The organism is Pseudomonas sp. B21128, assembly GCF_044218865.1.
Taxonomy (GTDB): domain Bacteria; phylum Pseudomonadota; class Gammaproteobacteria; order Pseudomonadales; family Pseudomonadaceae; genus Aquipseudomonas; species Aquipseudomonas iridis.
In genome coordinates this window covers 3,543,220-3,558,219 of sequence record NZ_CP162590.1, presented here as the reverse complement: position 1 = coordinate 3,558,219, position 15,000 = coordinate 3,543,220, and the positions used below count along the sequence as shown (strand labels likewise).

The 15,000-nt window shown below is 59.7% G+C and carries 11 protein-coding genes; 3 read left to right on the top strand and 8 right to left on the bottom strand.

Annotated elements, in window-relative coordinates; all coding sequences use genetic code 11:
- The first annotated feature begins 93 nt into the window (after nucleotides 1–93).
- The gene (locus AB4P91_RS15805; RefSeq protein WP_150597254.1) at nucleotides 94–1,932 is read left to right on the top strand and encodes a sigma-54-dependent Fis family transcriptional regulator; all 1,839 of its coding nucleotides are present in this window, start codon (nucleotides 94–96) and stop codon (nucleotides 1,930–1,932) included.
- Between the two features lie 120 nt (nucleotides 1,933–2,052).
- Here the strand turns inward: AB4P91_RS15805 and AB4P91_RS15800 are convergent, their stop codons facing one another.
- From AB4P91_RS15800 to AB4P91_RS15790, 3 genes are all read right to left on the bottom strand, one after another.
- Nucleotides 2,053–3,261, bottom strand: a complete 1,209-nt coding sequence (locus tag AB4P91_RS15800; RefSeq protein ID WP_395603159.1) for an MFS transporter — start codon at nucleotides 3,259–3,261, stop codon at nucleotides 2,053–2,055.
- 449 nt (nucleotides 3,262–3,710) lie between these two features.
- Nucleotides 3,711–5,093: a cysteine--tRNA ligase gene (gene cysS, locus AB4P91_RS15795; protein ID WP_042559897.1), complete on the bottom strand. Its 1,383-nt coding sequence runs from the start codon at nucleotides 5,091–5,093 to the stop codon at nucleotides 3,711–3,713.
- Between the two features lie 21 nt (nucleotides 5,094–5,114).
- A complete protein-coding gene (locus tag AB4P91_RS15790) occupies nucleotides 5,115–6,812 on the bottom strand; it encodes a glutamine--tRNA ligase/YqeY domain fusion protein (protein ID WP_042559898.1) in 1,698 nt (565 codons plus the stop codon).
- Between the two features lie 252 nt (nucleotides 6,813–7,064).
- Here AB4P91_RS15790 and AB4P91_RS15785 point away from each other — a divergent pair, with 252 nt between their 5' ends.
- Both AB4P91_RS15785 and lpxH read left to right on the top strand, forming a co-directional pair.
- Entirely contained in the window at nucleotides 7,065–7,571 is a 507-nt protein-coding gene (locus AB4P91_RS15785) for a peptidylprolyl isomerase (protein WP_042559899.1), read from the top strand.
- On the top strand, nucleotides 7,568–8,314 hold the full coding sequence (lpxH, locus tag AB4P91_RS15780) for a UDP-2,3-diacylglucosamine diphosphatase (RefSeq protein ID WP_150592322.1): 747 nt from the start codon (nucleotides 7,568–7,570) through the stop codon (nucleotides 8,312–8,314). Before AB4P91_RS15785 ends, lpxH begins: the two co-directional genes overlap by 4 nt.
- A 224-nt stretch (nucleotides 8,315–8,538) precedes the next feature.
- Here the strand turns inward: lpxH and AB4P91_RS15775 are convergent, their stop codons facing one another.
- The 5 genes from AB4P91_RS15775 to AB4P91_RS15755 all read right to left on the bottom strand — a co-directional run bounded on the left by AB4P91_RS15775 (nucleotide 8,539) and on the right by AB4P91_RS15755 (nucleotide 14,930).
- Nucleotides 8,539–10,068, bottom strand: coding sequence for a DHA2 family efflux MFS transporter permease subunit (locus tag AB4P91_RS15775; RefSeq protein WP_150592323.1), 1,530 nt, complete (start codon nucleotides 10,066–10,068; stop codon nucleotides 8,539–8,541).
- Nucleotides 10,069–10,208: 140 nt separating this feature from the next.
- Nucleotides 10,209–11,411, bottom strand: coding sequence for an efflux RND transporter periplasmic adaptor subunit (locus AB4P91_RS15770; protein WP_150592324.1), 1,203 nt, complete (start codon nucleotides 11,409–11,411; stop codon nucleotides 10,209–10,211).
- A 15-nt stretch (nucleotides 11,412–11,426) separates the two neighbouring features.
- Complete coding sequence (locus AB4P91_RS15765; RefSeq protein WP_395603158.1) at nucleotides 11,427–12,896, bottom strand: efflux transporter outer membrane subunit; 1,470 nt, start codon at nucleotides 12,894–12,896, stop codon at nucleotides 11,427–11,429.
- Nucleotides 12,886–13,368, bottom strand: coding sequence for a MarR family winged helix-turn-helix transcriptional regulator (locus AB4P91_RS15760; RefSeq protein WP_150592326.1), 483 nt, complete (start codon nucleotides 13,366–13,368; stop codon nucleotides 12,886–12,888). The genes AB4P91_RS15765 and AB4P91_RS15760 overlap by 11 nt, the downstream gene beginning before the upstream one ends.
- Before the next feature lie 239 nt (nucleotides 13,369–13,607).
- Nucleotides 13,608–14,930, bottom strand: coding sequence for an HdeD family acid-resistance protein (locus AB4P91_RS15755; protein WP_395603157.1), 1,323 nt, complete (start codon nucleotides 14,928–14,930; stop codon nucleotides 13,608–13,610).
- Nucleotides 14,931–15,000 lie beyond the last annotated feature (70 nt).

Sequence of the window (15,000 nt, the reverse complement as noted above, 5' to 3'; positions counted from 1 at the left end):
GCGAGCAGGCTCGCTCCCACAGGGGACGCCTGTAGTCCTCAGGATTTGGGTTCATAACAATAATAAAAATCGCTGCATCAGAGGCTGACCGCCATGGCTGCACCTGCCCCGCCGTTGTCCCACGACGCGATCGTCCAGAGTTCCTGGCAACGCTGTCGCGCGTTCGGTCTTGACCACCAGAGCACCCCGGCTTTCGATCAACTGCCCGCAGCCAGCATTGCGCGGCTACTCGACAGTCAACATTCGTTGGTGCAGACCACCCACCAGGAAGTGCTGCCCTATTACGAGAACATCCTCAGCAATTCCAATTGCCTGATCATGCTCGCCGATAACCAAGGCCAGGTGCTGACCTCGTGGGGCACGCAACGCTTTATCGAGCCGAATCTGGCACGGGGTTTTCAGGCCGGGGCGAGCTGGATGGAACGCTGCAGCGGCACCAATGCCATCGGCACGGCGCTGGCCTGTGAGCAGGCCGTGCACATCGAACACGATGAACACTTTCTTAAAGCCAACCGCTTCATGACCGGTTCGGCCGCGCCGATTTTCGATGCCGAGCGCAAGGTGATCGCGGTGCTCGACGTCTCCAGCGACAGCTATCTGCCGCCGTCGCACACACTGGGCATGGTCAAGATGATGAGCCAGACCGTGGAGAACCGGCTGATCCTCAACCTGTTCCACGGTCAGCACTTTCAACTGACCTTCAACACCGGGTTGAACAACCTCGACAGTCAGTGGGCCGGGTTGTTGATCTTTGATGAGAGCGGCCAGGTGCTGTCGGCCAATCGCCGGGCGGACAATCTGCTCGGCGTGCGTTTGTCGCGAGTGAGCGTCGAAAGCCTGTTCAAGGTGTCGTTGCTGGAGTTGATCAATCAGCCAGACGGGCTGCCGTTCGCGTTGCAGACCTCGGGGCGCAACCGTTTTCAGTGCTTGTTGAAGCGGCCGAAACAGGCACCGATTCAGGCACGTGTTTTTACGGCTGAAGCTAAACCCGTCGTTTCAACGACGATCAGCCTCAACACCCTGCACTTCGGCGACAGCCGCGTGGAAAAAGCCGTGCGGCAGGCAGAACGGCTATTGGAAAAAGACATCCCCTTGTTGATCCACGGCGAAACCGGCGTCGGCAAAGAGGTGTTCGTCAAAGCCCTGCATCACGCGAGCACCCGCAGCAAACAAGCGTTTATTGCCGTCAACTGCGCCGCGATCCCCGCCGAACTGGTTGAGTCCGAGCTGTTTGGCTACGAGAAAGGCGCGTTCACGGGCGCCAACCAGAAAGGCAGCATCGGCCTGATCCGCAAGGCTGACAAAGGCACGTTGTTCCTCGATGAAATCGGCGACATGCCGCTGCCGACTCAGGCGCGGTTGTTGCGGGTGTTGCAGGAGCGCTGCGTGCAACCGGTGGGCAGCAGTGAGTTGTTCGCGGTGGATCTGCGGATTATCTCGGCGACTAACCGTTCGTTGCGCGAGCAGGTGCAACTGGGACGGTTCCGCGAGGATTTGTATTACCGCATCGGTGGCCTGACGCTGGAACTGCCGCCGCTGCGCGAGCGCAGTGATAAACAAGCGCTATTTAAACGGCTTTGGGAGCAGCATCGAGAGCCGACGCAGTGGGCGGGTTTGAGTCCAGAGGTACTGGAGTTGTTCGACAAGCATCCGTGGCCGGGGAATCTGCGCCAAGTCAGTAGCGTGATGCAGGTAGCGCTGGCCATGGCTGAAGAGCAACCGGTGCGGGCGGAACATTTACCGGACGATTTTTTTGTTGATCTGGAGATGGAGCCGGTTGAGAGCGCGCAGCCGTTGGGGTTGGATTTGAATGATGTTGAAGCGTTGAATCGGGAGTTGAAGTTGGCGGGGGGCAATATTTCGCACTTGGCGCGGCGGTTGGGGGTTAGTCGCAATACCCTTTATAAGCGGTTGCGGCAGTTGGGCGGTTAACAGCGAAGATCAAAAGATCGCAGCCTGCGGCAGCTCCTACACGGTGTACGCAATGCCACTGTAGGAGCTGCCGCAGGCTGCGATCTTTTGACTTTGAAAGCTATATAAAAGCAGTGCGCATTACGAATACGCCGACTCAATATTTGTCGTTGAAGCAGCAGCCAACGTACGCAACCCAATCAACACAACCACCATCATCATCACCCCCGCACCAATCGCCACCCCGAACCCTGCTCGCGCGCCATAAGCATCAATCACTGGCCCCGTGAGCATGCCCCCAAGCGCTACGCCAATGCTGATGCCAGTGGTCATCCACGTCAGCCCTTCTGTCATCCTGGACGCAGGGATGATGATCGTCCCCAACTTCATGACCACGACCATGGTGGGCGCAAACGATATGCCCGCGATAAACAGCATCGCTGACAGGACATAAACATCTGTTGCGAAAACCGGCAATACGCCGGTGACGGCCGTGACCAATATGCCGATAAAGAACTGTTTTTCTATCGGCAAGGTTAGCCGCAATGCACCGAACGTCAGGCCCGCCACCAGTGAGCCGAGCGCATAGGCGGCGAGCATGAACGTGGCAGACGCGGGCCAGCCTTGATCATTGGCAAAAGCCACGACGGCGACATCGATTGCACCGCCAATGGCGCCCATCGCCAACAGCGCCAGGACAATGGTGCGAACGCCAGGAATCAGCAACGTCGAACCGCTATTGCTGCGGTTGCCCACGACCACTTTCGGTTCGGTCTGGCGCTGCATGAGAAACGCCGTCACCCCGACGGCCAGCAGCCCGACCGCCACCAGTGGCCCGGCTTCGGCGAAGAAGCTCACGCTCAAACCGATCGCCAGTGGCGGACCGATGATGTACGCGAGTTCGGTCAAGACCGTGTCCAGAGAGAACGCCGTGTGCAGCTGCGGCTTGCCACGGAACAAGTGCGACCAGCGTGCCCTGATCATGGACGGCATGCTGGGCATCGTCCCCGCCAGTGCCGCCAGAACAAAAAACAAGGCGGCAGGAGCCCTCATGTAGACGGCGAAGATCAGCGCCAGCAGCATGACCACGCTGAAAGCCGTGACGATGGGCAACACTCGACTCTGGCCACGCTGATCAACGAATCTCGAAATGACCGGGCCGAGCAGCGCATTGGTCAGGGTGAACGTACCGGCGACGGCGCCGGCCAGCCAGTAGACACCGGTTTGCTGGACCAGCATGGTGATGATGCCGATGCCGATCATGGCTTGTGGCAGTCGGGCAATAGAGCTCGCGAACACTAACCCGGTGGCGCCGGGTGTCCTGAACAGTTCGCGATAGTGATTGGCCATGGTTCCTCCCTTTATTCGTCGCTGAGCTGCATCCTGCGGAACGCGCGGCCGCCCATGTTGGCGGAGTCAGACATCAAGACCTACGCGTAGCGCAAAAGCAACCCCCTCACCCCAGCCCTCTCCCGGAGGGAGAGGGGGCAGACCGAGGTGTCTGACGTTTTACATCGACCTGAAAAAACCAGTCGGTTATGGATTCAAAGCAGCACGTTCAAGTCGGCGCATCTTTTAAACATCCCCCAATCAGTCCCCTCTCCCTCCGGGAGAGGGTTAGGGTGAGGGGCTCTTCTTCGTGACAGGTCGAGAGTTGGAAGCAAAGATCAAAAGATCGCAGCCTTCGGCAGCTCCTACAGGGTCGCGCTCGATGTAGGAGCTGCCGAAGGCTGCGATCTTTTGATTTTAAAAAACAAAAACCCGCACAAGGCGGGTTTTGTTCGTAACAGGTATCGCAATCAGTCAGCCAGACGCCAGGTAGTCCCACCCTTACCGTCTTCCAACACAACCCCCATCGCAGTGAGCTGGTCACGAATACGGTCGGACTCAGCCCAATCCTTACCTGCCCGTGCCGCCAGACGCGCAGCAATCAGCGCGTCGACTTCAGCCGCGTCAACACGCCCTTCGGCGCCAGCCTGGAGGAAGTCGTCGGCTTCGAGTTGCAACACACCCAATACGCTCGCCAGTTCTTTCAAACGGGCAGCCAGACCGGCCGCTGCATCAAGATCGCTCTCGCGCAGACGGTTGATCTCACGCACCATCTCGAACAGCACGGCGCAGGCTTCCGGCGTGCCGAAGTCGTCGTTCATCACCGTGGTGAAACGTTCGACAAACGCTTCGCCGCCGGCAGGCGCCACGTTCGGCAGGCCTTTCAACGCATGGTAGAAACGCTCGAGTGCGCTTTTGGCGTCCTTGAGGTTGTCTTCCGAGTAGTTGATCGCGCTGCGGTAGTGGCTCGACACCAGCAGGTAACGCACGACTTCCGGGTGGTACTTTTCCAGCACGTCGCGGATGGTGAAGAAGTTGTTCAAGGACTTGGACATCTTCTCGCCATTGATGCGAATCATGCCGCAATGCATCCACGCGTTGGCGTAGGTCTTGCCGGTGGCCGCTTCGCTCTGGGCGATTTCGTTTTCGTGATGCGGGAACTCGAGGTCGCTGCCGCCGCCATGAATATCGAAAGTCTCACCGAGGCAGCAGGTCGACATCACCGAGCATTCGATGTGCCAGCCCGGACGCCCGTCGCCCCACGGCGATGCCCAGCTCGGCTCGCCCGGCTTGACGCCTTTCCACAGCACGAAGTCCAGCGGATCTTCCTTCGCTTCGTCAACTTCGATCCGCGCACCGATGCGCAGGTCTTCGATCTTCTTGCGCGACAGCTTGCCGTAGCCCATGAACTTGCCGACGCGGTAGTACACGTCGCCATTGCCCGGGGCGTAGGCATAGCCCTTGTCGATCAGGGTCTGGATCATGGCGTGCATGCCCGGAATGTGATCCGTGGCGCGCGGTTCCATGTCCGGTTTCTTGATGTTCAGGCGCGCTTCGTCTTCATGCATCGCGGCGATCATGCGCTCGGTCAACGCTTCGAACGACTCGCCGTTCTCGTTGGCACGATTGATGATCTTGTCGTCGATGTCGGTGATATTGCGCACGTAAGTCAGGTCGTAACCGCTGAACCGCAACCAGCGGGTCACCAGGTCAAACGCGACCATGCTGCGACCGTGGCCCAGGTGGCAGTAGTCGTACACGGTCATCCCGCAGACGTACATGCGCACCTTGTTGCCATCGAGCGGCTTGAAGACTTCTTTGCTCTTGGTGAGCGTGTTGTAAATCGTAAGCACGTTGGTTTCCTTGACGCTAAATCACTGGCCCCACGAATCACGCAGGGTCACGGTACGGTTGAATACCGGCTGACCTGGTTTCGAGTCCTTGATATCGGCAACGAAGTAGCCTTCGCGCTCGAACTGGAAACGGTCTTCCGGCTGTGCATTGCCAAGCGATGGCTCAGCACGACAACCGGTCAGCACTTGCAGCGAATCAGGGTTGATGTTGTCGAGGAAACTGGCGCTGTCTTCGGCCTTCTCCGGGTTGGCCGAACGGAACAGACGATCGTACAGACGCACTTCGCACTCGATGCTGGCGGCGGCCGGCACCCAGTGGATCACGCCTTTGACCTTGCGGCCTTCCGGGTTCTTGCCCAAGGTTTCGGGGTCGTAGGAGCAACGCAGCTCGACGATGTTGCCGTCGGCGTCCTTGATTGCTTCGTCGGCGCGGATCACATAGCTGCCGCGCAGACGCACTTCGCCACCCGATTCCAGACGCTTGTAGCCCTTCGGCGGCTCTTCCATGAAGTCTTCACGGTCGATGTAGATTTCCCGGGCGAACGGCAGAGCGCGCACGCCCATGTCTTCTTTCGGATGGCGCGGCAGTTCGAGGTTCTCGACCTGGCCTTCCGGGTAGTTGGTGATCACGACTTTCAGCGGACGCAGCACGCACATGGCACGCGGGGCGCTGTGGTCGAGGTCGTCACGGATGCTGAATTCGAGCATGCCGAAGTCGACCACGCCGTCTGAACGATTGGTGCCGATCATTTCGCAGAAGTTACGGATCGATTTCGGCGTATAGCCACGACGACGGAAGCCCGACAGCGTGGACATGCGCGGATCGTCCCAGCCATTGACGTGCTTTTCATCCACCAGTTGCTTGAGCTTGCGCTTGCTGGTGATGGTGTAGTTGAGGTTCAGGCGGCTGAACTCGTACTGACGCGGGTGCGCCGGTACTGGCAGCGCATCGAGGAACCACTCGTACAGCGGACGATGGCTTTCGAATTCCAGGGTGCAGATCGAGTGGGTGATGCCTTCGATGGCGTCCGACTGACCGTGGGTGAAGTCGTAGTTCGGGTAGATGCACCACTTGTCACCGGTCTGATGGTGATGGGCGTGGCGGATGCGGTACATGATCGGGTCGCGCAGGTTCATGTTCGGCGAGGCCATGTCGATCTTGGCACGCAGCACGCGGGCGCCGTCCGGGAACTCACCGGCGCGCATGCGGGCGAACCAGTCGAGGTTCTCTTCAACCGAACGGTCACGGAACGGGCTGTTCTTGCCCGGCTCGGTCAGGCTGCCGCGGTATTCCTTGGCTTGCTCGGGCGTCAGGTCGTCGACGTAGGCCTTGCCGGCCTTGATCAGCTCGACGGCCCAGTCGTGCAACTGATCGAAATACTGCGAGGCGTAGCGCACTTCGCCGGACCATTCAAAGCCCAGCCATTTGACGTCGCTTTCGATCGCGTCGATGTATTCCTGATCTTCCTTGGCCGGGTTGGTGTCGTCGAAACGCAGGTGCGTGACGCCGCCGAACTCCTGGGCCAGGCCGAAGTTCACGCAGATCGACTTGGCGTGGCCGATGTGCAGGTAGCCGTTGGGCTCAGGCGGAAAACGGGTGATGATCTTGGTGTGCTTGCCCGAGTCCAGGTCTGCCTGGATGATCGGCCGCAGGAAGTTGACCGGCACGGCGGGGCCGGACTTGGCATTCGAGGTAGGGTCGACAGTGGGCTTGCTCATAGGATCCTTGACTTACATGTGCGCGGCCGCAGAAGAGGGGCCAGACAAAACAAAGCCGCTATCATAGCCGATGCTGTCAAGGGGCTGACAGAGCAGGCCCTATAAAGGCGTGCATTTAATCGCACGGAAATGAAAAACTGCCTCGAAATTCACGCCTGTCACGCTAAACTGCGCACCTCGGCCTTCAAGGGCTGAACCGGTAAAGGCTGCAAATGGCCCATACCCACGAATTCCTTATAAAGAGTAGCGATCATGACTCAAGTAAAACTGACCACTAACTTCGGTGACATCGTCATCGAGCTGAACGAAGAAAAAGCCCCGATCACCGCGGCCAACTTCATCGAATACGTTAAAAAAGGTCACTACGAGAACGTCGTGTTCCACCGTGTGATCAAAGGTTTCATGATCCAGGGCGGCGGTTTCGAGCCTGGCATGAAAGAAAAGAAAGACAAGAGCCCAAGCATTCAGAACGAAGCTGACAACGGCCTGAAGAACGAGAAGTACACCCTGGCCATGGCCCGCACCATGGACCCGCATTCGGCATCGGCGCAGTTCTTCATCAACGCCACCGACAACGGCTTCCTCAACCACACCGCCAAGACCGCTCAGGGTTGGGGTTACGCGGTATTCGGTAAAGTGGTTGCGGGCTTCGACGTTGTCGACAAGATCGAAGGCGTTTCCACCACGTCCAAGGCAGGCCACCAGGACGTACCCGCAGACGACGTGATCATCGAGAAAGCCGAGATCATCGAAGCGTGATATTGCTGATTTCAGACTTGCATCTGGAAGAGGAGCGCCCGGACATCACCCGGGCGTTTCTGGATTTGCTCGCCGGACGCGCCCGCTCGGCGAGTGCGTTGTACATTCTGGGCGACTTCTTCGAAGCGTGGATTGGCGACGATGCCATGACACCTTTCCAGCGTTCCATCTGCCAGGCCCTGCGCGAATTGAGTGACAGCGGCACGGCGATATTTCTGATGCACGGCAATCGCGACTTCATGCTCGGCAAGGCCTTTTGCAAACAGGCCGGCTGCACATTATTGAAGGACCCGAGTGTCGTGCAGTTTTATGGCGAGCCAGTGCTGTTGATGCACGGCGACAGCCTCTGCACCCGCGACGTCGGCTATATGAAGCTGCGGCGTTATCTGCGCAACCCGGTCACCCTGTTTGTCCTGCGCCACCTGCCACTGCGCACCCGCCATAAACTGGCGCGCAAACTGCGCAGCGAGAGCCGGGCGCAGACGCGGATGAAGGCCAATGACATTGTCGATGTCACGCCCGAGGAGATTCCGCGGATCATGCAGGCATTTGGCGTAAAGACCCTGATTCACGGCCACACCCATCGTCCGGCGATCCACAAGCTGCAGCTCGGTGAGCAGGCGGCGAAGCGGATTGTGCTGGGTGATTGGGATCGTCAGGGTTGGGCGTTGCAGGTGGATGAAAACGGGTATGCGCTGGCGCCGTTCGACTTTGCCCCGCCGCTGGCATTGCCGCACGGCTGAAGAGCCTCACCCCAGCCCTCTCCCCCAAGGGGGAGAGGGGGAACGGGAGCAGATCTTCATGCTGTTCAAACCTGGGTTCGACCAGATTCCTCAAGTAATGCTTTCCAACACCTGAGTTCGGCTCGGAATTTCAGGCCAATGCACCTTGAAAGAACACCCCAATCAGTCCCCTCTCCCTCCGGGAGAGGGCTAGGGTGAGGGGCTTTTGATCTGGCTTTTGATCTTCAATGCCCCGAAGCAGCAGGCCCCGCCTTCGCCGCAAACGGCGGCTTCGCCAGCCACACAATCAATATCAACCCCATAAAGCCCCAACCCAACAGCGTGAAGTAATCCACGGTGGAGAGCATGTACGCCTGGCTGGTCAGAATCTGATCCATCTGTGCATAGGCCGATTGGCTCGCCCCGCCCAACGAATGCAAGGTCTCGCGCGTCGCCGGCTCGAAAGTGCTGATACTTTCACTCATGTACGCATGATGCTGATCCGCGCGACGAATCCAGATCCATGTGGTCAGCGACGCCGCGAAGCTGCCGCCCAAGGTACGCAAAAATGTCGCAAGGCCTGCGCCGTCAGCGATCTGGCTTGGCGGCAAGTCCGACATCAAGATGCTCAACGTCGGCATGAAGAACAGCGCCACGCCAATGCCCATGAACAGTTGCACCAGCGCGATATGCTGGAAGTCCACCTCGTTGGTGAACCCGGCGCGCATGAAGCAGCTCAGGCCAATCGCCAGAAACGCCAGCCCGGCCAGCAGGCGCAGGTCGAACTTGTTCGCGTACTTGCCGACAAAGGGCGACAGCAGCACCGGCAGAATGCCGATCGGTGCCACGGCCAGACCGGCCCAGGTCGCGGTGTAACCCATCTGGGTTTGCAGCCATTGCGGCAGGATCAGGTTGATACCGAAGAACCCGGCGTAACCCAACACCAGCACAATCGTGCCGATGCGGAAGTTGCGATGGGCGAACAGGCGCAGATTGACCACCGGGTGCTGATCGGTCATTTCCCAGATCACGAACACCGCTAGCGCAACCACCGAAATCGCCGCGCCGATGATGATGAAGTTCGACTCGAACCAGTCCAGGTCATTGCCCTTGTCGAGGATGACCTGCAACGCGCCGACACCGATGATCAGCGAGATCAGCCCGACGTAATCCATCGGCTGGCGACTGGTCACCACCGGACGCTTGGCCAGTTGCGAACGCACCACCATCACCGCAAAGATGCCGATCGGCACGTTAATGAAGAAGATCCACGGCCAGCTGTAACTGTCGGTGATCCAGCCACCGAGGATCGGCCCGGCAATCGGCGCAACCACCGTGACCATCGCCAGTAACGCGAGCGCCATCCCCCGTTTAGCGGGGGGATAAACAGCGATCAACAATGTTTGTGTCATCGGGTACAGCGGCCCGGCGACCAGACCTTGCAGCACCCGAAAACCAATCAGTTCCGGCATCGACGTCGAGATACCGCAAAGGAACGACGCCAGTACAAACAGAATGGTCGCCCAGAGAAACAGCTTCACCTCGCCGAACCGGCGGCTGAGCCAACCGGTCAGCGGCAGCGCAATCGCGTTACTGACGGCGAACGAGGTGATCACCCAGGTGCCCTGCTCCGAACTCACGCCGAGGTTGCCGGAAATCGTCGGCAGCGCCACGTTGGCGATGGTGGTGTCGAGCACTTGCATGAACGTCGCCAGCGACAGGCCGATGGTGCTGAGCAACAGGCTGGGCGGCGTAAAAGAGGCGTTATTGCTCATCGTGAATCCTTTGAAACCAGGTTGACGCCATGTCCTTGTGGGAGTGAGCTTGCTCGCGAAGGCGGTCTGTCAGACAAATCAATGCTGAATGACGCACCGCTTTCGCGAGCAAGCTCACTCCTACAGGGTCAGATGCGATCTCAGCGTTGCGCGGTTTTGCTGGCCGCGGCGCTGTTGTCGTGGATCAGCCGCGCAATCATCGCGTCGGCTTCGGCCAGTTGACGGTCGTAGACGTTGGTGCTGAACGAGGCTTTTTGCGGCGGCTGCTGGGCCAGTACCGGGCCGCTCTGGTCGTGTAGATTGACCTCGACGTTGGTCGACAGGCCGACGCGCAGCGGATGCTTCGCCAGTTCTTCAGCGTTGATGTGAATGCGTACCGGCACACGCTGGACGATCTTGATCCAGTTACCGGTGGCGTTCTGCGCAGGCAACAGGGCAAACGCGCTGCCAGTGCCGGCGCCGAGGCTGTCGATGGTGCCGCTGTATTTCACGTCGCTGCCGTAGATGTCGGATTCGATGTCCACCGGCTGGCCGATGCGCATGTCACGCAACTGGGTTTCCTTGAAGTTGGCGTCGATCCACAGTTGATCCAGCGGGATAACCGCCATCAGCGCGGTGCCCGGTTGCACACGCTGACCGAGCTGCACGGTGCGTTTGGCGACGTAACCGGTGACCGGTGCAATCAAGGTGCTGCGGGCATTGGTCAGATAGGCCTGACGCAGATCGGCGGCGGCCGACATCACGTCCGGATGCGACGAAACCACGGTGTCGTCGACCAGTGCGCTGGTGGTTTTCAGTTGCTGTTTGGCGTTGGCCAGGGCGTTTTGCGCCGAGGTCAGGTCATCGCGAGCGTGGGACAGTTCTTCCTGGGAAATCGCCCCGCCCGAGGCAAGACTCTTGCGGCGGTTGTAGTTGTCCTGGGCTTTCTGCACTTCAGCTTGCTGGGCGTTGACCTGGGCTTTCATGCCATCGACGTTGCTGTACAAGCCGCGCACCTGACGCACGGTGCGCGCCAGTTTTGCCTGAGCACTTTGCAGGCCGACTTCAGCATCGTTGGGGTCGAAGTTGATCAGCACCTGACCTTCGTGAACCAGATCGCCATCATCAGCACCGATGCTGACCACGGTACCCGTCACCAGCGGGGTGATTTCAACGACGTTGCCGTTGACGTAGGCGTCGTCGGTGCTTTCACTCCAGCGCCCGATGAATTCGTGATAAACCCAGACGCCGGCGATGGCGAGGATCACCACAACGGCCAGCGTCAGCAGCATCACTTTGCGTTTGCGCGGGTTGCCGGTGTCCGGGGTGTTGTCTTGAGCTTGGGTGTTTTCGGCAGTGGCCATGACAAATACCTTGAATTAGTTGTGCGGCGTGGCTGGGCGGGCGTTGGCTGCGGTCAGGGTTTGCCCCTGGAAGCCGCCGCCCAGCGCTTGCATCAGTTGAATCGACAGGTCGATCTGCTCGGCATTGAGGTTGGCCAACTGGCGTTGGGCCTGGAGCAATTGCTGCTCGATGCTGAGCACGTCCAGGTAATTACCGATGCCGGAACCGTAACGCTGGACGACGGTGTTGTAAGAGTCCTGCGCAATGTCGGTGGCGTGTTGCTGCGCACCGATCTGCCGGCCGATGTCACGCAACTGGTTAATCGTGTCGCTGACATCGCCCAGTGCTTTCACCAGACTTTTGTTGTACTGCGCCACCGCCAGATCGTAATCGGCGTCGCGCGCATCGAGATTGGCGCGCAGGCGTCCACCGTCGAAGATCGGCACCGAAATCGTCGGGGCAATATTGAAGAAGCGACTGGCCGAACCAAACATCGCATCACCCAACAACGATTCCGCACCGGCCGAGGCCGTGAGGTTCAGGTTGGGATAGAACCGGGTTTTCGCCGAGTCGATGTCTTTGCTCGCGGCTTCCACGCGCCAGCGGGCGGCGACCAGATCCGGACGACGACCGAGCAGTTCCGCCGGCAACACCGACGGTACGGCCACGGCGCTGGCCTGGAGGATTTTCGGGCGGGCGATTTCGTTGCCGCGATCCGGGCCTTTGCCGAGCAGCACGGCCAGGGCGATCCTGGCGCTGTTCAGGCGTTTTTCCGCATCGATCAGACTGGCTTCGGAGCTGGCCTCAAGGCTTTGGGTCTGCTGGAACTGATACTGACTGTCGATGCCGGCACTCAAGCGGCGCTGGCTCAGTTCGAGCATCTGCTTGGTGCGCTTGAGGTCTTCGTTGGCCAGGTCGTAAACGATGTGCGCCTGACCGAGATCGCTGTAAGCGCGGGCGACGTCGGCGGCGAGAGTCAACTGCGCTGCCTGACGATCGACTTCGGCGGCACGGGCCTCACCGAGCGCGGCTTCCCACGCATCACGCTGACCGCCCCACAGGTCGAAGTTGTAATTGAAGCCGGCGCTGACGTTACGCACGGTGGCGTAGGCATCGCCCTGCCCTCGCGGGTCCTGATCCTTGGCCAGGCGCGAGCGGCTGATGCCGGCGCTGGCGTCGAGGGTCGGATAACGCTCGGCATCGGCGGCATATGCCGCGGCGCTGGCCTGGTGGGCGCGGGCTTCGGCGATCTGCATGTCGGGGCTGTCGTGCAGGGCTTCGCGGATCAAGCCGTCGAGTTGCGGATCGCCGAGGCTGGTCCACCAATCGCTTTTCGGCCAGGCCGCCGGTGACAACGTGACGCCATTGAGCGACTGACCGACTTTGAGGCTCTTCGCATCGAGGCTCTGGCCTTGAGTGTCGAGGCCGCTGTAGTTGGCGCAACCGGCGAGAATCATCGCCGACAGCACCAAAGTGAGGCTGCTGCGCAAGGTTTTACCGCTCATTGTGTTCACCTAACCGCTGGATAGTGATCGGGTCACCGGCTGCCAGCAGAATTTTCTTGAGGATGTATTCCAGGGTTTTCAACTCGTCCGGAGTGACGGCGCCGGCCAGTTCATTCATTGCATCGGCGCCGATGTGCGGCAGGCGATCAGCCAGTTGCTGGCCTTGTTCGGTCAGTTTCAGTTGCACCTGACGGCGATCGCCTTCGCTGCGTTGGCGAACCAGAAAGCCTTTCTGCTCCAGACGATCAAGCATGCGTGTCATCGAACCGCTGTCCAGCGACAAGTGCCGGCACAGCTCGGCCGGCGTATCGACGCCGAACTGGGCCATGATGATCAACACCTTGAACTGCGCGGCAGTGATGCCGTGGGGTTCCATGTGGGTGTCGATGATCCGGTCCTTAAGCAATGCGGCACGGCCAAGCAACAGGCCCAGATGGCAGTGTTTGAATTCGTCCGGGGTGAAATGCTTCATTTGCTCACCTAATAACTGCCTAGGCAGTGAATGTATGTCGAGATATTACTGCCTAGGCAGCGAATGTCAATAAAATCGTTAGCAGGCTAGGTAATTAGCTGACCGGTGGACTCGGTTTTTGTGCCGCACAGCCGGACGCCTTCGCGAGCAAGCTCGCTCCCACAGGGGATCTCCTGCGAACGCCAATCCAGTGTGGGAGCGAGCTTGCTCGCGAAGGGCGCAACTAGGTGTAACGTCGATCAGGATTCGTCGGGGGGACGCACTGACGATGGCGGTTGCAACGGATGCACTTTGCGCCCCCGTAAGGCAGTGGCCACATACCCACAAGCACGTTTGGTCACTGCATACATGCTGTGCCAGCCCGGCGGTGCTGGCTCGACGGCGGCCCGCAATGCCCGGGCGTAATCGAGCACCAGGCCGGGCGTCCAGGCCATGGCTTCGGCGCGTTTGCGCACCTGGGCCGCTACCCAGAATTCGGGGCTGATGATGATCCGGGCAAAATCCAGCATGCTTGATTTGCCCCGATTCATCGCGCCTTCAAGGGCCGCTTCCAGGCTATGGGCGACGGCACTGGAGCAATTGCGGCTGGTGAGGTTGTAGGTGGCGTTCTGCCGATAATTGGCCCAGAACCCGGCCAATCGCTGCGCATCATAAAGGGCAAATCTGACTTGAACCGACGATGGACACCAGTCGGCGACCTCGCTCGGATAAGCGGGTAAAAACCTGCCGGCGACATCGTTGTTCGGCGTCGCCCGCAGCAACCGCACGAAATCCCCGGCCGAACGGTCAATGTCGTCCTGCGGATAGTGGCTGATGTAGATGTCCGGCCCGCACTCGAGTGCGGCGTGGCCGGCAGAGATGACGCCATTGACGTCGACCGCCGCGATATAACGATTGAGCAGGCGGTTACGGACCAGGGTGTCGTCGACCGTGCCGCTGGGTGTCCAGACATGGATCACCAGTGCGTTGCTGCATGCCGGCGCGCTGACGGGGGAAATGCCGATCGGCGACTGCCAGTTTTTGAAACGGATGGCCTGGCGCAACAAGGCACTTCCCGAGAGGAAAATACTCATGCCAATGCAGAACGGCACCGTTCCTTTGTAGAGCGTCGGGTACGGTTCGAGGATGAACAGGCCAAAACCGATTTCGAACAACCCCGTCAGCAACGACAGTCGCCAGCCGACAAACCGCACGACAACTGCCGCTACCAGACGAAAGCCGCCATCAACCAGAAAAGCCCCGCCAAACAGCACCGCGAGAATCAGGCCGGCAGCATGTTGCCTGTCGACGATCAGCAGCCCGAGTATCAGGAAAGCCACACCTCGCGCTTTGCGCAAAGCGGCAGCGGTGCCGGTTCGCGGTGCGGGCACCAGCAGGATGATCAAGGCATCGAGTAACAGCAGATAGCCAAAAAAATGCAGCGGAAAATACATCACGCCGTCGAGCGCATCGATGAATATCGCCACGCCCGCCGCGCCCCAGACCACGCCGATCAGGGCCAGCGATGACCAGCGTTTGCGGACAAAGTCTTTACCGAGCAGGATCGTGCTCAAGCGGATCATAAGACCAACCTATGAGGCGTCAGGCAACGGCCCGCGCGGCTTTCAAGTCCGCTGAGTCTAATACATCCGC